The organism is Afipia sp. 1NLS2, from assembly GCF_000178995.1.
Lineage (GTDB): Bacteria > Pseudomonadota > Alphaproteobacteria > Rhizobiales > Xanthobacteraceae > Afipia.
In genome coordinates this window covers 586726-611404 of sequence record NZ_ADVZ01000001.1, presented here as the reverse complement: position 1 = coordinate 611404, position 24679 = coordinate 586726, and the positions used below count along the sequence as shown (strand labels likewise).

Below are 24679 nucleotides of genomic sequence, written 5' to 3'. Positions count from 1 at the left end.
CCCGCGCAAAAACACGGGCGATTATTCCTTCGCGGACGGTCGCTTCGACATCAGCCCCAACGCGATGCCGCCGATTGCGAGCAGCGGGATCATCCGCTTCACGCCGATAATCCGCACGGCCTGCAGGGCGGTTGCAATGACGAGCGGGTCGCCGAGCGCGGTTTGCAGCGTCGATTTTGCGGCCTCCACGCGACGCTGACGGATGGCGCGTTTACGCAGTGCGTAGCAGATCGCAGCCATGGCCGCGCAGACAAAGAACACGGCGGCGCCGGCGAGGCAGGCATAGACCGGGCCATATTTATCAAGCACGGCGACGAAGGCCGCCCCGCACAGGAATCCGGTGGTGATGAAAAGGCAAACGGCAACAGCGGCGGCGAGCGACGTGAGTCGCATCGCCGTTCCGGCGCTTTCCTTCAGGTCATCAATGAACTTGTCGAGCATGAAAGCCTCGATCAGTGAAACAGGACAAACGAAAAAGGCGGTCGCTCGCGCGCCCGCCTTGAAGGTTCAGGGCACTAGCGGCGCCACGTCACGCCGATCAGGAAGCCGAGGCCGATGGCGAGGCCGACGGCTGCGAGGGGGCGTTCAGTGATCGCATCTTCAAGGGTTTCTTCCAGGGTGTTGGCGGCGTCCTGCGCCATGTCGAGCGCCGCGCTGCCGCGCTCCGCCGCATCGGAGACGGCGGCATCGACCTGCGCGCGAGCCTGTCGATAGCCGCGTCTGGCGCGAGTTTGTGCGGTGTCGGCCAGTGAGTTCAACGACTCGGTGAGTTGCTGCGCGAGATTTGAAACGTCTTTTCTGACGGCATCGAAATCTTTCTGAAGGCGGTCGAGAGTGGCTTGATCTGTCATGTGCTGAATTTCCCGTTACCGGTACGCGACATCGGAATGCCCGCTGCAGGGCGAGCTGTGTGCAGCACAAACGCGTCCCTATCCCGGAAAGTTCCCGCAGCCTCAGTCTGATGGAAGCGGCTGGTCGCGCTCAGGTATCATGTGCTCCTTGACGATGAGGCCGACGATCAACAGCGGAGACGATAGAAACGCGCCCATCGGCCCCCACAGCCAGGTCCAGAATGCCAGCGCGAGAAACACCGCCAGCGCGTTGAGTGACAATCGCCGCCCGATGATTGTCGGTGTGACGAAGTGTCCCTCGACGAAGGCGATCCCCGCGAAGGCGAGAGGCGCGATCAGCGCGCCGCCAAGGGTCGGCATCGCGACGATCCCGACACACAGCAGGATCGCAAACATCAGGATTGGCCCGATGATGGGAATGAAGTTCAGCGTCGCAGCGAGCCCGCCAAGCCCTGCCGGATTTGGCATTTGCGCAAGCGCACAGGCGATGCCGGTGGCGACGCCGACACCGGCATTGATGAAGCTGACAGTGAGGAGATAGCTGCCGAGATTGGTTTCGATAGCGTTGAGGATCCTCAGCATCCGCAGCCGGGAGTCGTGGTTGGGAAAATTCATCACGAGCGCGCGGCGCAGGTCCGGCCAGCTTGCGATGAACAGAACGAGCACCGCGAAAAACAGCAGGATTTCGGTGAATGTCGGGGAAAGGAATTCAATCGTGGGCTGTACCCACGCGACTTTCGGAAGCTGCAACGACGGCTCTGCCGTGGCCGGCGCACCCAGCATCGCCTGCAGTTGATGCCAGATCGCAAGCGGGCGGTCGAACACATGCAGCTTGTCCTTCAGGATGGGGCCAAGCTCAGGCAGCTTGCCGAACCAATCCATCACCGGCACCGAGATCAGCCCGATCATCAGCACGAAAGCCGCCCAGGTGAGGACGACGATGAGCGCCGCCGAGACCGGACGCGGCACCCGGAAGGCCTCGAGGCGCTTGGCCGCGGGTGAGAGCATGGTGCCAAGAATGACCGCGGTGACGACGGGCAGGAAGAACGCGCGCCCCACATACAGCACCGCGACGATGGCGAGGATCAGCAGCGCGACCAGACAGAACGAGACGATTTCGGCGCGCTGGATGACGGGAGGCGAAAGGGCGATGCTTTCGGGGACAGGTTCGCCAACGGTTTCGATCGCGCGCTCATGCATGGGTTTTTCGCTCGATCGGTATCCGGCAATGGCCACAACTTGAAACAAACTGGCGGGACTGCCGGCCGTCCGTCAGATGCAACAAACTTCCCCTCCGGCAACACCCCCGGCAGCGAGAAACTCCGCACTAACAGGCGTCATAACGAGAATCATGAGGCAATGGTTCCTCGCTCAGTTTGTGATCCTCGTCTCTAAAGAGGTAAGGAACCGCAAGGCTTGTCTGCGCATTGGCTTCGCGCTCGCATCATGGGATGCGCGGAGGCGTGGTGTCATGAATGACCTGGCTGGCGGTAGGAGGGACTTTTTCGCATTGCGCTCGGTGTTGAACTGGAGCGCTGGTTTATCCGTGATGGCAGCGGCGATGATCGTCGCTGCGCCGGCTTCCGCGCAGTCCCTAAGCTACGCGGCGCAGCCTGGCCTGTACTGGCCGCAGAATTCAGCCGTTCCGTCGGGGGCCCCCGACAATGAAGCCTCTGAGGATGCGGCGTTGCCGGATCGCTTGCGGCGCGCGGTGGTATCCTATCCGAGCCGCGAGGCGCCGGGCACGATCATCATCGATACGCGCCACACCTATCTCTACCTCGTCCTCGGGGGCAATCGCGCCATCCGCTATGGCGTCGGCGTCGGGCGGGAAGGCTTCACATGGTCGGGTGTGCAGACCATTTCGCGCAAGGCGGAATGGCCGGATTGGCATCCGCCGGCACAGATGATCGCGCGCCAGCCCTATCTGCCGCGGTTCGTCGCGGGCGGGCCCGGCAATCCACTCGGCGCACGGGCGATGTATCTCGGCCATAGCGACTATCGCATCCATGGCACCAACGATCCCACCACCATCGGCAAGTTCGTCTCGAGCGGCTGCATCCGCCTGACCAACACCGATGTCGAGGACCTGTTCAATCGCGTGAAGGTCGGCGCCAAGGTGATCGTGCTGCCGAAGGGCGGTTCTCCGCAATTTGAAGCAAAACGCACGTTGCCATCTCAAGCCTCGCTAACCACCAGCATGGAAAGAGCCGGCCAGCCGATGCAGTTGTCGAGGCTCGATTAACGCTGTCCCGGTAGGACGCGCAGGATGGGTGTGAGGAGAAGTGGAATGCCGCCGAAACATGCGACGTGGATCACGGGTCTCGCCGCCGGATTGACGATGGCCATCGTCGCCTCTGGTTCGCCGGCGCAAGCCCAGGATTTCTTTTCATCGCTGTTCGGTGGATTCGTGCGGCCGAGCTACCATGCTCCTTCGTTGCCGTTTGCCGAGCCGGGCTATGATAACGCCGCGCCGGAGCAGTCGCGTGTCGCATCGGGGCCTTCTAAGGCGTACTGCGTGCGCACCTGCGATGGCCGGTATTTTCCGCTTGGTGCGACAGGGAACGAGAGCAAGGCCGAGATGTGCCAGAGCCTTTGCCCTGCCAGCGCAACCAAGGTGGTGTTCGGGCATGATATCGACAGCGCGGCGACCGACAGCGGCAAACCCTATTCGGCACTCCCCAATGCTTTCCGCTATCGCAATGAGCTCGTGAACGGGTGCACTTGCAACGGCAGGACCCCGGGGGGACTTGCGCATATCGATATCAAGGACGACCCGACGCTGCGTAAGGGCGACCTGGTCGCCAACGCAGATGGCACGCTGTCGGCGACCGGGGCGAAGTCCAGCCGGGTGACGCTGAAGGTCAGTCCCGCCCAGACGAAGAGTGCGGCCTCCCGCTTTGCGACCATCCCCGTCATGGCGGCGCAGTAATCCGTTCCCGAACGGGAACTTCAAATTCCGTCACGCGTTGGCTTCTCTGAGGAGCGGCGATTTATGTTCGTCGCGGTCAAACAGACGGGGCCTTCATGTCATTGCTCATCAGCGCACTGATTACGTTCGTTGTCGTTATTCTGGTTCTGTATCTGGTTAATATGCTGCCGATCGAGGGACGGGCGAAACAGATCATCCGCATCGTCGTCATCATCATCGGTATTCTCTCGCTGGTGCGATACATCACGCTGTAGCGCTCAATAAAAAAGCCCGGCAATGCCGGGCTTTTTGCTTTCGGGATGAGACTGGCTTCAGGATGCCAGCTTCCGCCGCGCCGCTTCCTTGATCTCGCGGCGGCGCGCATGGAGGATGAACTCGGTGTAGCCGTTCGGCTGCTCGCGGCCCTTGAAGATCAGGTCGCAGGCCGCCTGGAAGGCGATGCCGTCATAGCGCGGCGCCATCGGCGTGTAGTCCGGGTCACCTTCGTTCTGCTTGTCGACGACGATGGCCATGCGCTTGAGCGCTTCCATCACCTGCTCGCGGTCGATCACGCCATGGTGCAGCCAGTTCGCGAGCAACTGGCTCGAGATGCGCAGCGTGGCACGATCTTCCATCAGGCCGACATTGTGGATGTCGGGCACCTTCGAGCAGCCGATGCCCTGATCGAGCCAGCGCACGACGTAGCCGAGGATGCTCTGGCAGTTGTTGTCGAGTTCTTCCTTCACGTCGTCCGACGACCAGTTCGAATTGGCGAGCGGAATGGTGAGGATGTCGGAGAGCTTGGCGCGCGGACGCGACTTCAGCTCCTTCTGCCGAGCGTCGATATCGACAAGGTGATAGTGCATCGCGTGCAGCGTGGCTGCGGTCGGCGAGGGTACCCATGCGGTCGCGGCACCAGCCTGCGGATGCGCGATCTTCTGCGCCAGCATGTCAGCCATCTTGTCGGGCGCGGCCCACATGCCCTTGCCGATCTGCGCATGGCCGGGAAGGCCGTCGAGCAGGCCGGTGTCGACGTTGGAATCCTCGTAAGCCTTGATCCAGGCGCTTGCCTTCATCTCGGCCTTACGGACCAGCGGGCCGGCTTCGATCGAAGTGTGGATCTCGTCGCCGGTGCGGTCGAGGAAGCCGGTGTTGATGAAGCAGACGCGCTCGGATGCGTTCTGGATGCAGTTCTTGAGGTTGACGGTGGTGCGGCGTTCCTCGTCCATGATGCCGACCTTGAGCGTGTTGGCCGGCAGCGACAGCACTTCTTCCACGCGTCCGAACAGACGCACGGTCAGCGCCACTTCATCCGGGCCATGCAGCTTCGGCTTGACGATATAAACCGAACCAGCGCGGCTGTTGCGGCGCTGCTTCAGATCATGCAGCGCGAGCAGCGCGGTGATGGCGGCATCGAGAATGCCTTCGGGAATCTCATGGCCGGCTGCATCGAGCACGGCGTCCGTGTACATGTGGATGCTGACATTGCGCACCAGCATCAGGCTGCGGCCGGGGAGCGTGATTTCCTTGCCGTCGCGGCCGACATAGGCGCGGTCGTCGTTCAGTTCGCGATGCAGCGTCTTACCGCCCTTGCTGAATTCGGCTTTCAGCGTGCCCTGCATCAGGCCAAGGGCGTTGCGATAGATCAGGACTTTGTCCTCGGCATCGACGGCGGCGACGCTGTCCTCCATGTCGAGAATCGTCGTCACCGCGGATTCGATGACAATGTCGTTGACGCCGGCGGGATCGTCCTTTCCGATCGTGGCCGTGCGGTCGATCTCGATATCGATGTGCAGGCGGTGGTTGACCAGCAAGACCGCCGAAGGGGCTGCGGCATTGCCGCGATGGCCGATGAACTGGGCCGGGTTCTTCAGCGCGGTTGAACCACCTTCAAGCCGTGCGACCAGTTCGCCCTTCTCAACGGAATAGCCGGTGACGTCGGCATGGCTGCCCTTGGCGAGCGGCACGGACTGGTCAAGGAACGCCTTGGCCTTCGCGATGACCTTGGCGCCGCGATTCTTGTCGTAGCCGTTCTTTTTGTAATCGGCGTCGTAGGGAATGGCGTCGGTGCCATATAGCGCGTCATACAGGCTGCCCCAGCGCGCGTTGGCGGCGTTGAGCGAATAGCGCGCGTTGCTCAGCGGCACCACGAGCTGCGGGCCGTGAATGTGGGCGATTTCGTCGTCGACGTTGGCGGTCTTCACCGGCTGCGTCGGCTGTTCGGGGACGAGATAACCGATCTCCTTCAGAAACGCGGTGTAAGCGGCGAGGTCGATCGGCTTGCCGCGATGGGCGCGATGCCATTCGTCGATCTGCTTTTGCAGTTCGTCGCGCTTTTTCAAAAGCGCCTGATTGTCTGCTGCGAATTCCTTCACGAGCGTGGCGACGCCGTTCCAGAATTTCTCGGCGGAAATTCCGCTGCCGGGTACGGCTTCCTTCTCGACGAATTCCGCGAGGACAGGAGCAATCTTCAGGCCGGCGATTTCTGTGCGAGTCATTTCAGTCCCATTCCCAAACAGCCACTGGCGGCCATTTCAAAAAATGGAATGAAATGTCCGCCGAAATGAATTGGATTGGGACGATCTAACGATAAACACCCCATAAAGAGAAGTGTTTTGCTGCATAGCACCTATTAGACCTATGGCGCACGAAAACGACTAAGCGTTGCGATTTTGCAAATCTATTTTTACAAAATTTACAATTTTACTCCGCGCGATGACAGATTTTGCCCCGCACGGAGGAAAGCGTGTCCGCTGCCTTCAGATGTGAGCGGCAATATCCATCGGTTCCTGCAGGAGGACGTGGCTCGCAAGCAGCATGCGCTCGATCTCGCCGACCGCCTCGAGAACGGGCCGGGTCGCGGTGTCGAGCACAAGTTCGGCGGTGGAGGGTGGCTGGTAATCGGTGCCGGTGCCGGTGAATCCGGGCAGGCCGCCCGCCCGCGCCTTGGCGTAATGGCCTTTCGGGTCGCGGCTTTCGCAAACCTCGGCGGATGTCGACACGTAGATCTCATGGAACAGGTCGTCGGCGATGCGGCGAGCCTGGGCGCGGTCCTCTGCGGCGGGGGAGACAGCCGCGACGATGGCAATGTGGCCGTTGCGGGCGAGATGGGCTGCGACTTCGGCGAGGCGGCGGATGTTTTCACGCCGGTCGTCGGAGGAAAATCCGAGATCGCTGTTGAGGCCTGCGCGCAGCGTGTCGCCGTCGAGCAATATCGCGGAGCCACCACGACTGAACAGCCTGCGCTCCAGCGCGCGTGCGAGCGTCGACTTGCCTGCGCCGGGCAGGCCCGTGAACCACAGCACCGCGCCGGAGTGATGATGCCGCGCCGCGCGCTCTTGCGGTTGCAGAGCGGATTCGACGGGGACGATATCGACCGGCACCGCGCGCTGTCCGGCATCGATGCTGAGCACGAGTCCGCCGCCTGCGATGCGGCCGCCGACTTCGATCACCAGCCGTCCGTTGCGCGGGTTGTCGGCATAGGGGTCGGCGGCGGCGGGTCTTGCGAGCGAAAGGTCGATTTCGCCGACATGGTTGCGCGCGATCGAGGTGCTTGCGACGCCCGTCAATTCGCCAGGATCGACCGCCTTCTCGACGGCGACTACGGTGGCGCGGCTCTCCATCGTGCCGATGCGGACGAGAACGGTGTCGCCGGTTTTCAGCGGCGCTTCATGCAGCCAGAAGATACGGGCGTGCAGGCGGCGGGTGTCGCGCGGCGCCGTGGCCGTGTGGGCGATGACATCGCCGCGCTCGAGAAAGAGTTCGCGGTCGAGCGTGATGCCGACCGAGCGGCCAGCCGCTTGCGGTCCGTTCACGGGGGTGTTCGGCCAGCTCTCGACGGTCTTGATCTTGGCGATCTTGCCCGCAGGCATAATGACGATTTCATCGCCGGGTGAAAGTTGTCCGGCCTCGATGCGGCCCGCGATGATGCGGCGGTCGTCGAATTTGTAGATCGCCTGCACCGGCAGGCGCAGCGGCAATTCGGTGAGAGCGCGTGTTGGCGTCAGCGTGTCGAGCGCGCCGACAACGGTTGGACCATTGTACCAGGCGATGCGCGGCGTGTTGTGCGCGACGCCATCGCCATCGCGCGCGGAGATCGGGATAACGGCAGCCGGGGTCACGCCGAGTCCGGTGAGATGCTCGCTGATCTCGCGTTTGATTTCCTCGAAGCGGGGCTGGCTGAAATCGACGCGGTCCATTTTATTGATGACGACGCAGACCTGCTTCACGCCGAGCAGATGTAACAGATAGCCGTGGCGGCGGGTCTGGTCGCGCACGCCTTCAAGGGCGTCGATAATCAGCACGGCGGCGTCGGCCTGCGAGGCGCCGGTGATCATGTTGCGCAGGAATTCGGCATGGCCGGGCGCGTCGATCAGGACGATGTCGCGCGAGGGCGTGCGGAAACGGATCTGCGTGGTGTCGATGGTGATGCCCTGATCGCGCTCGGTCTGCAGCGCATCGAGCAGGAACGACCACTCGAACGGCATGCCGCGCCGCGCGCTGACGGCTTTCAGCATTTCGAGCTTGCCGTCCGGCAGGCTGCCGGTCTCATGCAAGAGGCGGCCGACGAGGGTCGATTTGCCGTGGTCGACATGGCCGACGATGACGATGGAAACCTGCGGGCGCTCGCCGGTTGCGGCGTGCGGAACGGCAGAAGGAGAAACAAGAATGGTCATGGCGCTGCTCCCGCTTCACAGATAACCGGCGACGCGCAGCCGCTCGAAGGCATCTTCGGTTTCATGATCGAGCGCGCGGCCCGCGCGCTCCGGCACCTTGGTGCTGTGCAACTCGGCGAGAATTTCGGGAATGCTCGAGGCATGCGAGGCGACGGGATTGGTGATGTCCTGATCGCCGAGCGAGCGATAACGCTTGCCGTTCTTTGACAGATAAAGCGGGATGATCGGGATGTTCTCGCGCTGGGTGTAGGCCCAGATATCGGTCTCGGTCCAATGCAGGATCGGATGAATGCGCAGGTGCGCGCCGGGGGGCACCGAAGCGTTGAAGTGATCCCAGAACTCCGGCGGCTGGTCGCGGACGTCCCATCCGCCTTCCGTGCCGCGCGGCGAGAACACGCGCTCCTTGGCGCGGGTGGCTTCCTCGTCGCGGCGGATGCCAGCGATCAGGCCATCGAAACCGTACTTGGCGAGTGCGAGCTTGAGGCCTTCGGTCTTGCGCGCCGCAGAGCGGGCCGCCGGTGGCAGCGTGGGGTCGACTTCCTCGACCGGCGGGCAGAAGTCCACCTTGAGATCGAGGCCCCATTCCTTCGAGTAGTGATCCCGGAAGGCGTACATTTCCGGGAATTTCTTTTGCGTGTCGACGTGCAGGCACGGGAACGGCACCTTGCCGAAGAACGCCTTGCGCGCCAGCCAGATCATGACGTTCGAATCCTTGCCGAGCGACCACAGCAAGGCGAGCCGTTTCAGGCGCGCGAACCCCTCGCGAAGAATGTAGATGCTTTGTGCTTCAAGCTCGTCGAGATGGTCCATGCGTCGTCATCTTTCGTGGCTACTCCGTACCCGGGGCCAGCTTGACGCGCAGGCCGTCGGTTTCAGGAGTCATCAGGATTTGGCAGGCAAGCCGTGAATTCGGCTCGACGAAGAAGGCCCCGTCGAGCATGTCGATTTCCTCATCGCTCGGCGGCGCGAGCCGCCCGACCCATTCCGGGTCGACATAGACGTGGCAGGTTGCGCAGGCGCAGGCGCCTCCGCATTCGGCCTTGATCGAAAGCCCCCAATCGCGGATGACCTCCATGACGCGCCATCCGTCCAGACCTTCCAGTTTGTGCTCTTGGCCGTCGCGGTCTTCGACAAGAAGATACATTTCCCTTGTTTCACTATCTGGGAAGGCAAAAATTCTTCGATAGGATCGTTCTTTAGAAGAATTAAATTCTACTTGGTGTATCTTCTAGATACATATATAGAAATTAATTCTAGTCAATCCAGAATTTCAGCTTCGAGTTGTCATGCGCTTCCTGCCGATCTTTCTCGACCTTCAAACCGGGCCCGTTCTTCTTGTGGGCGCGGGAGATCTGGTGCGGGCAAAGCTGCGGCTGCTGTTGTCAGCGGGAGCGCGGGTGAGATGGTTTGCCGTGGATGGCGACTACGATTCCGGCCTCGATAGCGAGGCTGCGGGCCGGGTCGAACGCGCCGGCGATCCTTTATCAGCGGACCTGAATGGTGTCATCGCCATTCTCTGCGCCGGGGCGGGAGAGTTGGGCGAAACCATGGCGGCGCGTGCGCGGGCGGCGGGCATTCCCGTCAATGTCATGGACGATCTTACGCATTCGACCTTCATCTTTCCGGCCATCGTCGATCGCGGCGATGTCGTTGTCGCGGTCGGCACCGGCGGCAGTTCGCCGGTGGTGGCGCGGCGTGTGCGCGAGAAGATCGAAAGCATTCTGCCTGCGCGTATTGGTGACCTCGCAGCCTTCATCGGTCGTTGGCGCAAGCCGATGCAGGCGCGGTTGCCGGAGATGTCCGATCGGCGGACATTCTGGGAGCGCATCGTCGATGGCCCGATCGGCGCGCTGGTTCTGTCCGGGCGCGAGCGTGAGGCCGAACGCGCGCTGGATGCGATCGAGGATCCTGTCGCCTTCGCATCCGAACGCGGTCTCGTCACTCTGGTCGGCGCGGGACCGGGCGATCCCGATCTTCTCACGATCAAGGCGCTGCGGGCGCTTCAGGATGCCGACGTGATTTTCTACGACGATCTGGTGTCGCCTGAAGTGCTCGATCGTGCGCGCCGCGATGCCGCGCGCGTGTCGGTCGGCCGGCGTATCGGTAAGCCGGGGATCGGGCAGGAGGCCACCAACAGGCTGATGATCGAAGCCGCGCGCGCGGGCAAGCGCGCCGTCCGCCTCAAGGGTGGCGATTCTTTCATTTTCGGTCGCGGCGGCGAGGAGATCGCGGCGCTGCGCGAAGCGGGTGTTGCCTATGCCGTCATTCCGGGCGTCACCGCCGGAATAGGTGCTGCAGCGCAGTTCGAGGTGCCGCTGACATTCCGCAAGAAGGCCACGCGGATCACCTTCCTCACTGCGCACAAGACTCAAGATGCCGAGGCGGTGGACTGGTCGCTTCTCACCGACGTTGCGATGACGGTGGTGGTCTACATGGGCATCACGGCGGCGCCCGCGATCCGCGCCGGGATGCTGGCCGCAGGCCGCTCGCCCGGTACGCCGGTCGGCGTGTTCGCGCGTGTGACGCGGCCGGATGCAAAAGCCGTGGTCGGCACGCTCGACCAGCTTCCTGATCTTGTCACGCAGGTCGAGAACGGCCCTGCGATCCTTATCATCGGCGATGTGGTGGAGCGCTCGCTGTTATGGCGCCGGTCGGATTTCGATCGGCTGGCCGCGAGCCTTATGGAGAAAATCCAGTGATGGCATTGGATGTAAAAGTTACGGACGTCGCGGCGCTGGACGCGCGGCTGAATGATGCTTCGCCCGCGGACATCATTCGTGCCGCTGTTGAAGCGGTCGGACGCGAGAAGCTCGCGTTGGTGTCGTCGTTCGGCACGGAATCGGCGGCGCTGCTGAAATTCGCGGCCGATGTCGACCCGGCGATCCCTGTCGTATTTCTCGATACCGGCTGGCTGTTCGAGGAAACGCTCGCCTACCGCAACACGCTGATCGATCATCTCGGCCTGACCGACGTGCACACGATCCATCCGTTAACCGAGGACGTGGCGCGGCAGGACGCGGATCGTGAATTGTGGCTGACCGATCCGGATGCGTGCTGCCATTTGCGCAAAGTGGAGCCGCTTACGCGTGCGCTTGCGCCGTTCGCTGCCTGGCTCAATGGCCGCAAGCGATTTCAGGGCGGTGCACGCGCGGCCATCCCCGTCGTCGAACGTGATGGCGAGCGGTTGAAATTCAATCCGCTGGCCAATGTGACGGCGGAAGAATTGAGGGCGCTCTACGCGGAAGCGAAGTTGCCGCAGCATCCTCTGGTCGCGTCAGGCTACGCGTCGGTCGGATGCATGCCGTGCTCGAGTCGAAGTGCGCCGGGAGAAGAAGACGCGCGTGCCGGTCGCTGGCGCGGAAGAGCCAAGACAGAATGCGGCATTCACGTTGCGAAGACTTGATAGCACGTTCGTTACGCTTCGCATCAAACAAAGAAATCCCGTTTCGTTGACGTAAACACGTGAGTTTCGGACTGTAGCTCCATCGCTGATGACGTTTTGTCATCGGCTCGCATGGAGATTTGAATGATCCGTCGTGCCCTTCTTGCGCTCGCGGGAATCGTGGTTGCAGGTGCCGCGCACGCCGCCGATTATACGTTGCTGAATGTGTCGTATGATCCGACGCGCGAGCTTTACGTCGACTTCAACAAATCATTCGCGGCTGCCTATCAGAAGGAAACCGGCAAGACCGTCGAAATCAAGCAGTCGCACGGCGGCTCGGGCTCGCAGGCGCGTTCGGTGATCGATGGCTTGCAGGCGGACGTTGTGACGCTCGCTTTGGCTTATGACATCGATGCCATTGCCAACAAGGGCGTGCTGAAGAAGGACTGGCAGAAAAGCCTGCCGCAGAATTCGTCGCCTTATACCTCGACGATCGTGTTTCTTGTCCGCAAGGGAAACCCGAAGGCGATCAAGGATTGGGACGATCTCATCAAGCCGGGCGTCAGCGTGATTACGCCGAATCCGAAAACGTCGGGCGGCGCACGCTGGAATTATCTCGCGGCCTGGGGCTACGCGCTGAAGAAGTCCGGCTCCGAAGACAAGGCACGCGAATTTGTCGCGAACATCTACAAGAACGTGCCGGTGCTCGATACCGGTGCGCGCGGCTCGACCGTGACATTCGTGGAGCGTGGTGTTGGCGACGTGCTGCTTGCCTGGGAAAACGAGGCTTATCTAGCGGTGAAGGAATTCGGCGCGGACAAGTTCGCGATCGTGGTGCCTGCGATTTCCATCCTTGCCGAGCCACCGGTGGCGATCGTCGACAGTGTTGTAGACAAGAAGGGGACGCGCGGCGTTGCCGAGGCCTATCTGAAACATTGGTACACGAGGGAAGCGCAGGAGATCGCGGCGCGCAATTTCTACCGCCCGCGCGATCCCGAAGTCGCCAAGAAGTATGCGGCGAATTTCGCCAAGGTTGATCTGTTCACCATCGACGATGGGTTCGGTGGATGGACCAAAGCCCAGAAGGAGCACTTCGCCGAGGGCGGCGTGTTCGACAAGATCTATAAGAACTGACGGAATTTTTGATCGACAAGGACTGCCGGGCGCATCACATGCGCCCGGCAGTCACGGTTTATCGAAGCAAGCGAGGCGCTGTGAGTGTGTTGACGAGACGGAGCGTGTTGCCGGGGTTCGGGCTGACCCTCGGGCTCACTCTGACATGGGTATCAATCCTGATTCTGCTGCCGCTTGCGTGTCTGTTTCTGAAGAGCGCGGAGCTTGGCTGGTCCGGGTTCTTCGATGCGGTGACGAGCGGTCGCACGCTTCATGCGCTGTCGGTGTCGTTTGGCATCGCCTTCGCCGCGGCACTGGTCAACCTCGTGGGCGGCGTCATCGTTGTCTGGGCGCTGACGCGTTATGATTTTCCCGGCCGCCGCCTGTTCGATGCGATCGTGGATATTCCCTTCGCGCTGCCGACGGCGGTGGCGGGCATCGCGTTGAGCACGCTGTTCGGCGCGAAGGGCTGGCTTGGTGCGCCGTTGGCGGCGCTGGGCATCAAGGTGGCGTTTACGCCGCTCGGCATTTTCGTGGCAATGATCTTCATTGGCATTCCCTTCGTCGTGCGCACGGTGCAGCCGGTGCTGGCCGATCTGGAGCCGGAACTGGAGGAGGCCGCGAGCAGTCTCGGTGCGCGGCGCTGGCAGGTTATCGCCAGAGTCATCCTGCCGAGTCTGACGCCTGCCATTCTCACCGGCTTCGCGCTCGCTTTCGCGCGGGCGGTCGGCGAATACGGCTCGGTGATTTTTATCGCGGGAAATCTGCCGAACGTGTCGGAGATCGCGCCGTTACTGATCGTGATCCGGCTGTCCGAATTCCGCTATGCCGATGCGACCGCGATCGCAGTCGTCATGCTGGTCGCGGCCTTCCTGATTATTTTCGTGATCAACCGTATTCAGCGCTGGGCCCAGACCCGTGGCGCAGCGAGGCATTGAAATGAGCGATCTTGTCCTCACCACAAGCCGTATTCTGCCGCTGGCGCGCCCCGATGCGCGCTCGGAGCCGCGCATCCTGCGCTTTCTTGTCATCGCCTTCGCGATGACTTTCCTGTCGGTCTTCGTGCTGTTGCCGCTGATTCTGGTTTTCGCCACCGCGCTCACCAAGGGCACGTCGGCCTATTTCGATGCATTGTCCGGCACTGAGACGCTATCGGCGATCCTGCTGACGCTGACGACGGCGCTGATCTCGGTGAGCGCCAACCTCGTGTTCGGTCTCCTGGCGGCGTGGGCGATCGCCAAGTTCGAATTCCGCGGTAAAACGCTGCTGATCACGCTGATCGATCTACCCTTCTCGGTGAGTCCGGTCATTTCGGGGCTCGTGTTCGTGCTGCTGTTCGGTATGCAGGGCCTGTTCGGCGTCTGGCTGCAGCAGCACGGCATTCAAATTTTATTTGCCACGCCGGGGATCGTGCTGGCGACGACGTTCGTGACGTTCCCGTTTGTCGCCCGCGAGCTGATCCCGCTGATGCAAGAGCAGGGCACGCAGGAGGAAGAAGCCGCGATCTCCCTCGGCGCATCCGGGCTTCAGACATTTTTCCGCGTCACCGTCCCCAACATCAAATGGGGCATCCTGTACGGCGTGCTGTTGTGCAACGCGCGGGCGATGGGCGAATTCGGCGCGGTGTCGGTGGTGTCCGGCCACATCCGCGGCGAAACCAACACGATGCCGCTGCTGGTCGAGATTCTATACAACGAGTACCAGCTCGCGGCGGCGTTCGCCGTCGCCTCGCTGCTCGCATTGCTGGCGCTGGTGACGCTGGTTGCCAAGACCATCCTCGAAGGACATTTGGAAGGAGAGCCCGCAAATGACGATTGATGTTCGCAATCTCGTCAAACGGTTCGGCGCGTTCAAGGCACTCGACGATGTCAGCCTGAGGGTCGATGATGGAGAACTGCTGGCGCTGCTCGGCCCGTCCGGCTCGGGCAAGACCACGCTCCTGCGCATCATCGCTGGTCTCGATTGGCCGGATGCAGGCTCGGTGCGGTTCGACGGCAATGATGCGCTGTCGCGCGGCGCGGGCGAGCGAAATGTCGGCTTCGTCTTCCAGCACTATGCGCTGTTCCGCCATATGACCGTGTTCGAGAATGTCGCCTTCGGCTTGCGGGTGCAGCCGCGCGCGGTGCGCCCCGGCGAGGATGTCATTCGGCGGCGCGTGAAGGAGTTGCTCGACCTTGTGCAACTGGACTGGCTATCCGATCGCTATCCCGCGCAATTGTCTGGCGGCCAGCGTCAGCGCATCGCGCTTGCGCGCGCACTAGCGATCGAGCCGCGCATCCTGCTGCTGGATGAACCGTTCGGCGCGCTCGATGCCAAGGTGCGCAAGGAATTGCGGCGCTGGTTGCGCCAGTTGCATGACGAGATTCATGTCACCTCAATTTTCGTCACCCACGATCAGGAAGAGGCTCTCGAAGTCGCCAACCGCGTGGTGGTGATGGATAAGGGCAAGATCGAGCAGGTTGGTTCGCCGGGCGATGTCTATGACAATCCGGCGAGTGCTTTCGTGCATGGCTTTATCGGTGAATCCATCGTGTTGCCCGTGCAGGTCGTGAACGGCCAGGTTCGCCTCGGCGAGACAACGCTTGGTCTGGACCCGCAGGGCAGCGCTTCGGGGCCATCGAAACTTTTCATCCGTCGCCATGATGTCGCGGTGGGTCCTGCGGGCAGCGGGCTTCTCGAGGGCGACGTCAGGCACGTGCGCACGTTCGGCCCTACCCAGCGGGCCGATATCGCGCTGCATGTCGGCGGCGGGGAGACCGTGATTGAAATCGATGCGCCGCGCGACCGTGGGCTCAAGTCCGGCGATGTGGTGGGGCTTCAGCCCCGCCGGTTCCGGATTTTCGCCGGGGCATAAATCCGGGAGCCGGACGGCATGAAAATTGTGTCCGTGTTCACCTTTCAGCCATGGTTCCTGTGCAACAACGGCCCTCTCAAGGGGCCTTTGCACACATGTTACGATTAGCCGTCGCCATTCTGGGATTGCTCGTGCTCGCCGGTTGCGCCGGTAACGACATCTCCACCGAGCAGCCATCCTTTTATGTCAGCATGGCGAATCCGAACGCCAAACTCGATGCCAGTGCGGCGGCCTCGATGATCTCCCAATACCGCCAGAATAACGGGTTGGGCGCGGTGACGATCGATTCCGAATTGATGACCGCCGCCGAAACGCAGTCGCGGGCGATGGCGGCCAAGAACAAGCTCGATCACGATGTCGCGGGTCCGTTCGCCAAGCGCGTGAAGGCATCGGGCTTTAATGCCGCGAAGGCGGTCGAGAATATTTCCGCCGGCTACCACACCATGGCGGAAGCGTTTTCCGGCTGGCGCGACTCGCCCTCGCATCGGGCCAACATGCTGGCGAGCGGTGTCACAAAAATGGGCATTGCCGCGGTCTATGCGCCGAATTCGAAGTACAAGGTATTCTGGACCATGATCCTGGCCTCGCCGGATCGCTAAAGCGTTTTCAAGCGAAGCATGTCCTCGGGCTTGGCCCGAGGATGACGGTTCGCGTTGAGAAAACGCGTCAAAAGATAAGACTCTCCCCTGCGCTCGTCGGGATTGACGGCGCATCCATCACGCCCCACGTTCTCCGCGACAATCTTCCAGACGCAGGAGCACGCAATGGGTTCACTGGCAGGCAAGGCCGCCGTCATCACCGGATCGACCAGCGGTATCGGTCTCGCTTACGCACGCGCGCTTGCCAAGGCTGGCGCGAATATCGTGCTCAACGGCATGGGTGAGCCCGCCGATATCGAGAAAGAGCGTTCCGGCATCGAGAGCGAATTCGGCGTCAAGGCGGTGCATTCTCCCGCGGACATGACCAGGCCTGCCGAGATCGAGCAGATGATCGCGCTCGGAGAGAAGACTTTCGGTTCGGTCGACATCCTCATCAACAACGCCGGTATCCAGTTCGTCTCCCCGGTCGAGGAGTTTCCACCCGAGAAGTGGGACGCGATCATCGCCATCAATCTGTCATCTGCCTTTCATGCCATCCGCGCGGCGGTGCCCGGCATGAAGAAGCGCGGCTGGGGTCGCATCATCAACACCGCCTCGGCGCATTCGCTGGTGGCATCGCCCTTCAAGTCGGCCTATGTCGCGGCCAAGCATGGCATCGCAGGTCTCACCAAGACCGTGGCGCTGGAGCTTGCGACCTTCAAGATCACCTGCAACGCGATCAGCCCCGGCTATGTCTGGACGCCTTTGGTGGAAAAGCAGATTCCCGACACCATGAAGGCGCGCAATATGACCAAGGAGCAGGTCATCAAGGACGTGATGCTGCAGGCGCAGCCGACCAAGGAGTTCGTGACGTCGGAGCAAGTCGCGGCCCTTGCAGTCTATTTGTGCGGTGATGATGCGGCCCAGATCACCGGCGCCAATCTGTCGATCGACGGCGGCTGGACGGCGGCGTAGGCGGCGCGCTCAGGTGCTCTTGCGCCCGCCGAAGGCGAGGACATGCAGGCCGAGCTTATGCTTGGCGATGGCGAACAGAAGAATGCTTTCGAACACCAGCGAGGTCGAAGTGGCCGCGGCTGCGCCGTAGCCGCTGTAGTGCGGCACCAGCACCACGCACAGCACGAGGTTCAGGACGAAAGCGCTGGCATAAGTCAGCGCGCAGGAGCTCTGGTTGCCGCTCATGTTCAGGAGCCTTTCCACCGGGCCGATCGCCGCACGCGAGATCAATCCGATGGCGGCGACGAACATGATTCCATAGCCGGCGGTGAATTGCGGGCCGAACAACCACAATAATGGCTTGCCGCATGCGAGCAGAAGCAGCGTCGCGGCGAGCGAGGGCCAGAAAGTCCACTTGATCGCATGCTTCACATAAGCGGACAGCCGTTCGGTGTCGCCGCTCGTATAGTATTCGGTGAAGCGATGCGCGGTGGTGGTCGCCATCGCGTAATGGATGAAGGACACCAGCGCGAGCGTTTTCACCACCGCGAAATAAAGACCGACTTCTTCGGATGACCGGAAATGCTCCAGCACCAGAATGTCGGTGTAGGACAGCAGCAGGTAGAAGCCTTCCACCATCATGATGGGGAGCGACAGCTTGAGCCAGCTTGTGAGCGCGTAGTCGCGCGGGCCGCGCTCCACTTCGGCGTGCAACTTGCGGTTCAGAATGAGCATCTGCCCCGTCACGGAGATCCATACTGCAGCAGCGCTCGCCATCATGGCGGCGGTGGCCTCGAGATGCAGGCCGAGCGCGACCATGCCCGCCGTGAACGCGATGATCAGCGTCTGGCGGACGATGAATTGCGGCATCAGTCCGAGGCGAATCCAGTCATGTGAGCGGGCGATGCCGTCCTGCATGTTGGCGACGACGAAGGCCGGCAATATCAGGCAGCCGATGTAAAGCGGCGTCGCCATGCCTGCTTCGAGCCATGGCGTCACGAGATGGACGATGCTGGCGAAAACGAGGGCCATCAGGGTCGATGCGCCGAGCACCATCAGACGGCTGCCGAGCAGGAAGCCGCGCAGGAGGGCCTGCTGGCCGCTGCTGCGATATTCGGGAATGAGTTTCTGTGCCGAAACGGCTAGGCCGAAATCGAGCATGCTGCCGACCAGCAGCACCCAGGTCCAGACATAGACGTAGATGCCGTATTCCGATCCGCTCATCCAGCGCGCCAGCAGAATCTGCGCCAGATACGCAAGGCCGGCGCTGAGCACGCGGATGGCAAATACGGCGCTCGCGAGACGGCTGGTCAGCGAGGCCTCGTTGGTGCCTCCCAACATACCGCGTAGCCGCTCCAGCCAGGTCGATAGGCGGTTCGTCGAGCTTTGAGCGTCCATGATGGCCAAGGGGCGGTGATCCGTCTGCCGCATCCGCGGCGATGGCCCGACCTAGCAAGGATTCGTTAAGATATGGTTGGGCGGCCGGCCTATCCCTTGAAGCCGCCATCGGCGAGGAAGGCCGCTTCCTCCGCTGTCGTCCGCCGCCCGAGCACGGTGTTGCGATGGGGAAAGCGTCCGAATTTGCGGATGATGTCGGCGTGCAGTTCAGCGAACGCCAGATTGTTGGCGTTGCCGAACGCGCGGAACACCTCGACGCAGTGAAGCTGGTCCTTGGGATCTTCCGAATGCATCAGCGGCATATAGACGAAGGCGCGAAGGTCGGGGCCGATGCGCTGGTCCATGCCCTGCGCGATGGCGCGCTTGGTGAGGGCAAGCGCCTGCGGGTCGGTCGAGAACGCCTCGGCGCTGCCGCGAAACATGTTCCGTGGAAATTGATCCAGCACGATGATCAGCGCCAGCATGCCGTCGGCCGTCTTTTCCCAGTCGGCATGGCGGCCATCGCGGGCTTCCTGCCATAACGTGTGAAAGCGCGTGCGCACGTCGGCGTCGAAATCCGCATCCGCCTTGAACCAGCGATCCTCGCCGGCGTCACGCCAGAACGAGATGATGTCGTCGGGAGAAAACGAAGTTGTCATCGATCAGTGTTTTGCCATTTCTTCATCGCGCAGCGCGCGGCGGAGGATTTTTCCGACATTGGATTTCGGCAGCTCGTTGCGGAATTCGATGTGCCGCGGCGTCTTGTATTTGCTGAGCTGCTCGGCGGCGAAATCGTGCAGCGCCTGCTCGGTGAGGTTCGAGTCTTTTCTGACGACAAAGGCCTTCACCACCTCGCCGGACTTTCCATCCGGAGCGCCGATCACCGCGCACTCCCGCACATCGGGATGGCTCGAGAGCACTTCCTCGACTTCGTTTGGATAGACGTTGAAGCCTGACACCAGGATCATGTCCTTTTTCCGATCCACGATCCGAAGATAGCCATCGTCCGATAACACGCCGATGTCACCGGTGCGGAAAAAGCCGTCCGCCGTCATCGCCTTCGCGGTCTCATCGGGCTTGTTCCAGTATCCCTGCATCACCTGCGGACCGCTTGCGCACACCTCGCCCCGCTCGCCGACCGGCATCTCATGATCGGCGTCGTCACGAATCGAAATCATGGTCGACGGCAGCGGCAGTCCCACGGTGCCGTTGAAGCTGTCGATGTCGGACGGGTTGCAGGTCAGCACCGGCGATGTTTCGGACAGGCCGTAACCTTCCGCGATGGCGCAACCGGTGCGCTTCTTCCATTCCTCGGCGACCGTGCGCTGCACCGCCATGCCGCCGCCCGCGCAGGCGATCATCTGGCTGAAGTCGATGTCGTCAAATCCCGGCGCGTGAAGCAGCGCGTTGTAGAGCGTGTTCACCGCAGGCAGGCTATGAACGCGGTGCTGCTTCAATTCCTTGATGAAGCCGGGAATATCGCGCGGGTTGGGAATAAGGAGGCTTGCGCCGCCCGCGCGCAATGTCAGCAGGAAGCAGGCACTGAGTGCGAAGATATGATAGAGCGGCAGCGCGCAGACCTGAAGGAATTGGCCTTCGACAGGCTTTTTCTTCAGTGCCGGTTGTAGCCATGCATCGTTCTGCAACACGTTGGCGACGATGTTGCGATGAAGCAGCACGGCACCCTTGGCGACGCCGGTGGTGCCGCCGGTATATTGCAGGAAGGCGATATCGTCCGGGCCGAGCGTAGGTTTCTTGAAGGCGATGCCGCGCCCTCGCGCCAAGGCATCGTTGAACGACACCGCGCTCGAAATCGAGAAGGCGGGGACGAGCTTCTTGACGTGCCGCACCACGAAATTGACGATCCTGCCCTTGAAGCCCATCAGGTCGCCGAGCGAGGCCACGATGACATGCCGCACCGGGGTGACGGTCAACGCCCTTTGCAGCGTGTGCGCGAAATTTTCCAGCACAACGATGGCGTCTGCGCCGCTGTCCTTGAGTTGCACCTCAAGCTCGCGCGGCGTGTAGAGCGGATTGATGTTCACCACGACGAAGCCCGCGCGCAGAATCGCGGTGGACGTAATCGGATGCTGCAGCACATTCGGCATCATCACGCCGACGCGTGATCCCTTGGGCAAGCCGAGGCTTTGGAAATAAGCGGCGAGAGCGGCGGAGAACTCGTCATATTGCCGGTAGCTTAGCGACTTTCCCATGCAGGTGAAGGCCGTGCGGGCGGCGAAAGCCGCCATGCTTTCTTCGATCAGGTCGACGAGGGAGGCATAATGGCTTGCATCGATATCCGCCGGTATGCCGGGCGGATAACTTTTGAGCCAGATACGTTCCATGACATCTCCCGAGGCGGCGCAGCCACTCTTGGAACGAGTATCGGAGAGCAACTGGCTCAAGGCAAGGCGCAGGGTCTGCGCGATCAGGATGCGCACCGAACATTTTGCCGCGCGCTCTCGTGATGCGGCAGCATCACCGCATCGTCAGGTTTTTGGTGCGGTGTCTTTTTGCGACGTGGCGGGTTTTGGCTTCGGCTTGGCGGAAGCGTTCGCCGTGGGCTTCTTGGCCGGGTGAGCAACGGGCTTCGCGTGCACTGCGGGCTTCGTGGAGGACGCTGGCGCAGGTTTGGCCGCAGGCTTCGCAGCCGGAGCGGCCGACGCTGTCGCGGTGCGCTTGCCAGTGCTCGCTGCGGCCTGCTTCGGTGCAACGGGCGTATCTGCAGGCTTGGCCGCCTGTCTGGCGTGCTTGTGCGCGCCATGCTTGGCAGCTCTGGCTTTGCGGAGTGCCTTGCCCGCTGCGGCCTGTTTGGCGGCTTCTTCGGCATTGGCGGCAAGCAACGCAGAACCGCTGCGCGTGGGGCCCGTATAGACGATGATCGGCTGCGCCTGCACGGCTGGGACCGACAGGATGTCCGACGCCTTGATGTTGACCTGAAGCTTGGCGAGCGCGAAGGCGGGGTTCGCGGAGTCGCTCTTGTTGTCGAGCGTGATCTCGACATCGTCGTCCTCGTCCTCGGCGGCGGGACGCTTGCGATGCGGACCGCAGACCTGATCGCGCAGGTTTGGCGGCGCGGCGTCGATCGGCGGCAATTGTTCGACCGTGCCGAGAGAGGGTTTCAGCCATGCAAGCTTGCTGTGATTGAATCCCTTTTCCAGAAGCTGTGCGGCCTTGATCGTGCGCTGGGCCGATGAGGGCGCGCCGAGCACCACCGCGATCAGATGCTTGTCGTTACGCGTGGCGCTGGCGACGAGATTGAAGCCGGAGGCGCAGATGAAACCGGTCTTCATGCCGTCCGCGCCGGGATAGCGGCCGATCAGCTTGTTGAAGTTCATCGTCACGCGGCGGCCGAATTTGATGCCGGGCAGGTGGGCGAAATACTCGTACTCGGGCAGGTCGCGATAGAAGGCGCGCGCAAGAATGCCGATATCGCGAGCCGATGAAATATGTGCGTCGTCGGGCAGGCCGTTGGGATTGACGAAATGACTCTGCGTCATGCCGAGTTGACGAGCGGTCTCGTTCATCATGCCCGCGAAACCCTCGATGGAGCCACCGACGCCTTCGGCGAGTACGACCGCCATGTCATTCGCCGATTTCACCATCATCATCTTCAGCGCGTTATCGACCGTCACCGTCGTCCCAGCGGGGAAACCCATTTTCGAGGGGGCTTGCGCGACAGCGTTCGGCGAAACGGTGAGCAGCGTGTCGAGGCTGATGCGGCCCTGCTTCACCGCCGTCAGCGTCACATAGGCGGTCATGATCTTGGTGAGCGAGGCCGGATACCATGGCTGGGTGGCATTCTCGGCTTGCAGCACCTTACCGGAGTTGGCGTCGATCAGCAGATAGGCTTCCGCGTGGGCCGGTGTGGCTGAAGCGTGCAACGAAAACGCTGCGGCGATTGCGATCAGCCACATGCGAAATGCGCCGGAATGGCGAAGCATAAAATCAGTCACGCTTAAGTCCGGTTCGTTGTGGCGCCGGCGAAGCAGGCGAACACGTTGCGATGAAGCCGCTCTTGCGGATGCATGAAAACGGATGGAGCGACGCGGCAAACCTATACCGGCTTGGGCGCGAGAGAAAGCCTGTGAACGCTCCTTTCGGCAGTCTATCCGCCACGAACTGGGCCAAATTTCGTCGCGATCGGGCTTTCCTAAAGCTTCTCGATGGCGATCGGCGGCGCATCGCGGTCTGCTTCCTGCACCATGAACTGGGCCCGGGCGAGATTGGCAAAATATCCTCCCCGCGCAACCAGTTCATCGAAGGTTCCACTCTCGATCACACGTCCTTTATCGAACACAAGAATGCGCGTTGCATTGCGGATAGTAGAGAGGCGATGCGCGATCACGAACGTGGTGCGGCCCTCCATCACGGTGTCGAGAGCGGCGTTGACCTTGGCTTCGGTGACGGCATCGAGCGCGGAGGTTGCCTCGTCCAGAATGAGGATCGGCGGGTTCTTCAACAGCGCGCGGGCAATCGAGAGCCGCTGGCGCTCGCCGCCGGACAGCATGCGTCCGCGCTCGCCTGCATTTGTGTCGAATTTCTGCTCGCTGCGTTCGATGAAGTCGAGGGCCTGCGCGCCTTTTGCTGCCTGTCGCAATTCCTCGTCGGTCGCATCCGGCTTGCCGACGCGCAGGTTCTCGGCGATCGAGCGATTGAACAGCAGCGCTTCCTGAAACACCACGCCGATGTTTCGCCGCAAGCCCGCAAGCGTGAGGGCGCGGATGTCCATGCCGTCGATCTTGATGACGCCGGATTGCGGATCGAATGCCCGGTGCAGCAGCGCGATGGCGGTGGATTTGCCCGCGCCGGTTTCGCCGACCAGCGCGATGGTCTGGCCGGGCAGGGCGGTGAGTGACACGTCCTCGATCGCAGGCCGCTTGCCGTCGTAGGAGAACGACACGTCGTTGAATTCCACGAGCCCCTGCAGGCGGCCGGGGTCGATGGCGTCGGGCCGGTCGCGCACGGCGGGGACCGCATCGAGAACGTTGAAATACTCCTGCAGCCGCGGCGCTTCCATGAACACGCTGTTGACGAAGCCGACCACCTGCTCGAGCCGCTGGATCAGCATCGTGGCGAAGGAGACGAACATCACGATCTCGCCGACGCTGGTGAGGCCCTGCTGGTGCAGGATGATGCCGACGGTGAAAATCGCGAGCACGGTGATGGTGGTCGAGGCGCGCGTCATCACCGAAACCAGCGCCCACCATGATAGCACCGGCATCTGCGCGGCGAGCAGCTTGTCGGCGATGCCGCGCAGGCCCTGAACTTCGGCGTCGATGCGCACGAAGCTCTGCACCAGCGCGACGTTGCCGAGCGCGTCGGAGGCGCGTGCGGACAGATTGCTGTACTGTTCCTCGACTTCGTTTTGCATGCCGTAGGTCTTGCGGACCACGAGCGTCGTCAGCGTCGTGAAGACGATGCACAGCACGAACAGGAGAATCGCGAGCCGCCAGTTGATGTAGAAGGCGAGCGGCAACAGCACGAGAAGCGAGAGCACGGATGCGAAGTGCTCGCGGAAGAACGACAGCCACAGCCGCCACAGTGCGTCGGTGCCTTGCAGCATCACCTTCATCAGCCGGCCCGAATGCGTGCCGGTGTGGAAGGTGAGCGGCAATTGCATGATGTGGTCGAAATAGCTTGTGAGAACGGCCTGGCGTTGCCGGTGCGACAGCCGGTCGGCATGCCAGGCGACGGCGGCGTTGCAGAGAATCGTGAACAGCCCGAATCCGACCCAGGCGGCGAGCAGGGGCCATGGCGTCTGCGCGGGGATCGCAGCAGCGGCATTGCCGGCGCCCGGATTGGCGGTCAGCACATCGATGATGCGGCCGAACAGGACCGGCTCGGCGAATTGCGCCGTCGCGAGCAGGAGATTGGCAAAAGCCAGAATCCAGGCCAGCCGGGCTTCGTCGCCGAGCTGATCAAGAACCCGTAGATAAAGACGGATAAGGGCCATGAAGAAAAACCGGTGCGGGGCAGACTT

At 62.1% G+C, this 24679-nt stretch carries 23 protein-coding genes; 11 read left to right on the top strand and 12 right to left on the bottom strand.

What is annotated here, in order from left to right; translation table 11 throughout:
* Nucleotides 1–21: 21 nt before the first annotated feature.
* The 3 genes from AFIDRAFT_RS02960 to AFIDRAFT_RS02950 form a co-directional block, all read right to left on the bottom strand.
* The gene (locus AFIDRAFT_RS02960) at nucleotides 22–441 is read right to left on the bottom strand and encodes a hypothetical protein (protein ID WP_009337590.1); all 420 of its coding nucleotides are present in this window, start codon (nucleotides 439–441) and stop codon (nucleotides 22–24) included.
* 74 nt (nucleotides 442–515) lie between these two features.
* Entirely contained in the window at nucleotides 516–851 is a 336-nt protein-coding gene (locus tag AFIDRAFT_RS02955) for an ElaB/YgaM/YqjD family protein (protein WP_009337588.1), read from the bottom strand.
* A 102-nt stretch (nucleotides 852–953) separates the two neighbouring features.
* Entirely contained in the window at nucleotides 954–2051 is a 1098-nt protein-coding gene (locus tag AFIDRAFT_RS02950) for an AI-2E family transporter (protein WP_009337586.1), read from the bottom strand.
* 271 nt (nucleotides 2052–2322) lie between these two features.
* Between AFIDRAFT_RS02950 and AFIDRAFT_RS02945 the strand changes: the two genes are divergently transcribed.
* The 3 genes from AFIDRAFT_RS02945 to AFIDRAFT_RS19675 all read left to right on the top strand — a co-directional run bounded on the left by AFIDRAFT_RS02945 (nucleotide 2323) and on the right by AFIDRAFT_RS19675 (nucleotide 4037).
* Nucleotides 2323–3096 carry a L,D-transpeptidase gene (locus tag AFIDRAFT_RS02945; RefSeq protein WP_009337582.1) on the top strand — a complete coding sequence of 258 codons (774 nt, stop codon included), beginning with the start codon at nucleotides 2323–2325 and terminating at the stop codon, nucleotides 3094–3096.
* A 45-nt stretch (nucleotides 3097–3141) separates the two neighbouring features.
* Nucleotides 3142–3783 carry a DUF2865 domain-containing protein gene (locus tag AFIDRAFT_RS02940; RefSeq protein ID WP_009337577.1) on the top strand — a complete coding sequence of 214 codons (642 nt, stop codon included), beginning with the start codon at nucleotides 3142–3144 and terminating at the stop codon, nucleotides 3781–3783.
* Nucleotides 3784–3878: 95 nt separating this feature from the next.
* Complete coding sequence (locus AFIDRAFT_RS19675; protein ID WP_009337575.1) at nucleotides 3879–4037, top strand: Thivi_2564 family membrane protein; 159 nt, start codon at nucleotides 3879–3881, stop codon at nucleotides 4035–4037.
* 57 nt (nucleotides 4038–4094) lie between these two features.
* Here AFIDRAFT_RS19675 and AFIDRAFT_RS02935 read toward each other — a convergent pair whose 3' ends face one another.
* The 4 genes from AFIDRAFT_RS02935 to AFIDRAFT_RS02920 form a co-directional block, all read right to left on the bottom strand.
* Nucleotides 4095–6260, bottom strand: coding sequence for a malate synthase G (locus AFIDRAFT_RS02935; protein WP_009337573.1), 2166 nt, complete (start codon nucleotides 6258–6260; stop codon nucleotides 4095–4097).
* Nucleotides 6261–6521: 261 nt separating this feature from the next.
* The gene (gene cysC / locus AFIDRAFT_RS02930; RefSeq protein WP_009337571.1) at nucleotides 6522–8438 is read right to left on the bottom strand and encodes an adenylyl-sulfate kinase; all 1917 of its coding nucleotides are present in this window, start codon (nucleotides 8436–8438) and stop codon (nucleotides 6522–6524) included.
* Between the two features lie 15 nt (nucleotides 8439–8453).
* Nucleotides 8454–9248, bottom strand: a complete 795-nt coding sequence (gene cysD, locus AFIDRAFT_RS02925) for a sulfate adenylyltransferase subunit CysD (RefSeq protein WP_009337569.1) — start codon at nucleotides 9246–9248, stop codon at nucleotides 8454–8456.
* Nucleotides 9249–9267: 19 nt separating this feature from the next.
* Nucleotides 9268–9582, bottom strand: coding sequence for a 2Fe-2S iron-sulfur cluster-binding protein (locus tag AFIDRAFT_RS02920; RefSeq protein WP_009337567.1), 315 nt, complete (start codon nucleotides 9580–9582; stop codon nucleotides 9268–9270).
* 142 nt (nucleotides 9583–9724) lie between these two features.
* Between AFIDRAFT_RS02920 and cysG the strand changes: the two genes are divergently transcribed.
* The 8 genes from cysG (at nucleotide 9725) to AFIDRAFT_RS02880 (ending at nucleotide 17340) form a co-directional block, all read left to right on the top strand.
* A complete protein-coding gene (gene cysG, locus AFIDRAFT_RS02915) occupies nucleotides 9725–11137 on the top strand; it encodes a siroheme synthase CysG (protein ID WP_009337565.1) in 1413 nt (470 codons plus the stop codon).
* Nucleotides 11137–11841: a phosphoadenylyl-sulfate reductase gene (locus AFIDRAFT_RS02910; RefSeq protein ID WP_009337563.1), complete on the top strand. Its 705-nt coding sequence runs from the start codon at nucleotides 11137–11139 to the stop codon at nucleotides 11839–11841. The genes cysG and AFIDRAFT_RS02910 overlap by 1 nt, the downstream gene beginning before the upstream one ends.
* A 123-nt stretch (nucleotides 11842–11964) precedes the next feature.
* Nucleotides 11965–12954 (top strand): sulfate ABC transporter substrate-binding protein, encoded by a 990-nt coding sequence (locus AFIDRAFT_RS02905; RefSeq protein WP_009337561.1) that lies wholly within the window; start codon nucleotides 11965–11967, stop codon nucleotides 12952–12954.
* Nucleotides 12955–12992: 38 nt separating this feature from the next.
* Entirely contained in the window at nucleotides 12993–13871 is an 879-nt protein-coding gene (gene cysT, locus AFIDRAFT_RS02900; RefSeq protein WP_502685472.1) for a sulfate ABC transporter permease subunit CysT, read from the top strand.
* A 1-nt stretch (nucleotide 13872) separates the two neighbouring features.
* Complete coding sequence (gene cysW / locus AFIDRAFT_RS02895) at nucleotides 13873–14751, top strand: sulfate ABC transporter permease subunit CysW (RefSeq protein ID WP_009337557.1); 879 nt, start codon at nucleotides 13873–13875, stop codon at nucleotides 14749–14751.
* Nucleotides 14741–15787: a sulfate/molybdate ABC transporter ATP-binding protein gene (locus AFIDRAFT_RS02890; protein ID WP_009337555.1), complete on the top strand. Its 1047-nt coding sequence runs from the start codon at nucleotides 14741–14743 to the stop codon at nucleotides 15785–15787. The genes cysW and AFIDRAFT_RS02890 overlap by 11 nt, the downstream gene beginning before the upstream one ends.
* 95 nt (nucleotides 15788–15882) lie before the next feature.
* Nucleotides 15883–16386: a CAP domain-containing protein gene (locus AFIDRAFT_RS02885; protein WP_009337554.1), complete on the top strand. Its 504-nt coding sequence runs from the start codon at nucleotides 15883–15885 to the stop codon at nucleotides 16384–16386.
* A gap of 165 nt (nucleotides 16387–16551) precedes the next feature.
* Nucleotides 16552–17340 (top strand): 3-hydroxybutyrate dehydrogenase, encoded by a 789-nt coding sequence (locus tag AFIDRAFT_RS02880; protein ID WP_009337553.1) that lies wholly within the window; start codon nucleotides 16552–16554, stop codon nucleotides 17338–17340.
* A gap of 9 nt (nucleotides 17341–17349) precedes the next feature.
* Here AFIDRAFT_RS02880 and AFIDRAFT_RS02875 read toward each other — a convergent pair whose 3' ends face one another.
* The 5 genes from AFIDRAFT_RS02875 to AFIDRAFT_RS02855 form a co-directional block, all read right to left on the bottom strand.
* Entirely contained in the window at nucleotides 17350–18717 is a 1368-nt protein-coding gene (locus AFIDRAFT_RS02875; protein ID WP_197083234.1) for a lipopolysaccharide biosynthesis protein, read from the bottom strand.
* 89 nt (nucleotides 18718–18806) lie between these two features.
* Nucleotides 18807–19355, bottom strand: a complete 549-nt coding sequence (locus tag AFIDRAFT_RS02870; protein ID WP_009337551.1) for a DUF924 family protein — start codon at nucleotides 19353–19355, stop codon at nucleotides 18807–18809.
* Nucleotides 19356–19358: 3 nt separating this feature from the next.
* Nucleotides 19359–21041, bottom strand: coding sequence for a long-chain-fatty-acid--CoA ligase (locus AFIDRAFT_RS02865; protein ID WP_009337550.1), 1683 nt, complete (start codon nucleotides 21039–21041; stop codon nucleotides 19359–19361).
* A 144-nt stretch (nucleotides 21042–21185) separates the two neighbouring features.
* On the bottom strand, nucleotides 21186–22613 hold the full coding sequence (locus AFIDRAFT_RS02860; protein WP_009337549.1) for a D-alanyl-D-alanine carboxypeptidase family protein: 1428 nt from the start codon (nucleotides 22611–22613) through the stop codon (nucleotides 21186–21188).
* Nucleotides 22614–22849: 236 nt separating this feature from the next.
* The gene (locus AFIDRAFT_RS02855; protein ID WP_009337548.1) at nucleotides 22850–24652 is read right to left on the bottom strand and encodes a glucan ABC transporter ATP-binding protein/ permease; all 1803 of its coding nucleotides are present in this window, start codon (nucleotides 24650–24652) and stop codon (nucleotides 22850–22852) included.
* Nucleotides 24653–24679 lie beyond the last annotated feature (27 nt).

What these genes read in the sequence shown, in the direction of transcription:
- AFIDRAFT_RS02885 (WP_009337554.1), top strand. Translation starts at nt 15,883, where the DNA reads ATGTTACGATTAGCCGTCGCCATTCTGGGATTGCTCGTGCTCGCCGGT.
- AFIDRAFT_RS02865 (WP_009337550.1), bottom strand. Translation starts at nt 21,041, where the DNA reads ATGGAACGTATCTGGCTCAAAAGTTATCCGCCCGGCATACCGGCGGAT.
- AFIDRAFT_RS02940 (WP_009337577.1), top strand. Translation starts at nt 3,142, where the DNA reads ATGCCGCCGAAACATGCGACGTGGATCACGGGTCTCGCCGCCGGATTG.
- AFIDRAFT_RS02890 (WP_009337555.1), top strand. Translation starts at nt 14,741, where the DNA reads ATGACGATTGATGTTCGCAATCTCGTCAAACGGTTCGGCGCGTTCAAG.
- cysD (WP_009337569.1), bottom strand. Translation starts at nt 9,248, where the DNA reads ATGGACCATCTCGACGAGCTTGAAGCACAAAGCATCTACATTCTTCGC.
- AFIDRAFT_RS02950 (WP_009337586.1), bottom strand. Translation starts at nt 2,051, where the DNA reads ATGCATGAGCGCGCGATCGAAACCGTTGGCGAACCTGTCCCCGAAAGC.
- AFIDRAFT_RS02960 (WP_009337590.1), bottom strand. Translation starts at nt 441, where the DNA reads ATGCTCGACAAGTTCATTGATGACCTGAAGGAAAGCGCCGGAACGGCG.
- AFIDRAFT_RS02910 (WP_009337563.1), top strand. Translation starts at nt 11,137, where the DNA reads ATGGCATTGGATGTAAAAGTTACGGACGTCGCGGCGCTGGACGCGCGG.
- AFIDRAFT_RS02855 (WP_009337548.1), bottom strand. Translation starts at nt 24,652, where the DNA reads ATGGCCCTTATCCGTCTTTATCTACGGGTTCTTGATCAGCTCGGCGAC.
- cysW (WP_009337557.1), top strand. Translation starts at nt 13,873, where the DNA reads ATGAGCGATCTTGTCCTCACCACAAGCCGTATTCTGCCGCTGGCGCGC.
- AFIDRAFT_RS02860 (WP_009337549.1), bottom strand. Translation starts at nt 22,613, where the DNA reads ATGTGGCTGATCGCAATCGCCGCAGCGTTTTCGTTGCACGCTTCAGCC.
- AFIDRAFT_RS02945 (WP_009337582.1), top strand. Translation starts at nt 2,323, where the DNA reads ATGAATGACCTGGCTGGCGGTAGGAGGGACTTTTTCGCATTGCGCTCG.
- AFIDRAFT_RS02905 (WP_009337561.1), top strand. Translation starts at nt 11,965, where the DNA reads ATGATCCGTCGTGCCCTTCTTGCGCTCGCGGGAATCGTGGTTGCAGGT.
- cysT (WP_502685472.1), top strand. Translation starts at nt 12,993, where the DNA reads ATGCGCCCGGCAGTCACGGTTTATCGAAGCAAGCGAGGCGCTGTGAGT.
- AFIDRAFT_RS02870 (WP_009337551.1), bottom strand. Translation starts at nt 19,355, where the DNA reads ATGACAACTTCGTTTTCTCCCGACGACATCATCTCGTTCTGGCGTGAC.
- cysC (WP_009337571.1), bottom strand. Translation starts at nt 8,438, where the DNA reads ATGACCATTCTTGTTTCTCCTTCTGCCGTTCCGCACGCCGCAACCGGC.
- AFIDRAFT_RS02935 (WP_009337573.1), bottom strand. Translation starts at nt 6,260, where the DNA reads ATGACTCGCACAGAAATCGCCGGCCTGAAGATTGCTCCTGTCCTCGCG.
- AFIDRAFT_RS02875 (WP_197083234.1), bottom strand. Translation starts at nt 18,717, where the DNA reads ATGGACGCTCAAAGCTCGACGAACCGCCTATCGACCTGGCTGGAGCGG.
- cysG (WP_009337565.1), top strand. Translation starts at nt 9,725, where the DNA reads ATGCGCTTCCTGCCGATCTTTCTCGACCTTCAAACCGGGCCCGTTCTT.
- AFIDRAFT_RS19675 (WP_009337575.1), top strand. Translation starts at nt 3,879, where the DNA reads ATGTCATTGCTCATCAGCGCACTGATTACGTTCGTTGTCGTTATTCTG.
- AFIDRAFT_RS02920 (WP_009337567.1), bottom strand. Translation starts at nt 9,582, where the DNA reads ATGTATCTTCTTGTCGAAGACCGCGACGGCCAAGAGCACAAACTGGAA.
- AFIDRAFT_RS02955 (WP_009337588.1), bottom strand. Translation starts at nt 851, where the DNA reads ATGACAGATCAAGCCACTCTCGACCGCCTTCAGAAAGATTTCGATGCC.
- AFIDRAFT_RS02880 (WP_009337553.1), top strand. Translation starts at nt 16,552, where the DNA reads ATGGGTTCACTGGCAGGCAAGGCCGCCGTCATCACCGGATCGACCAGC.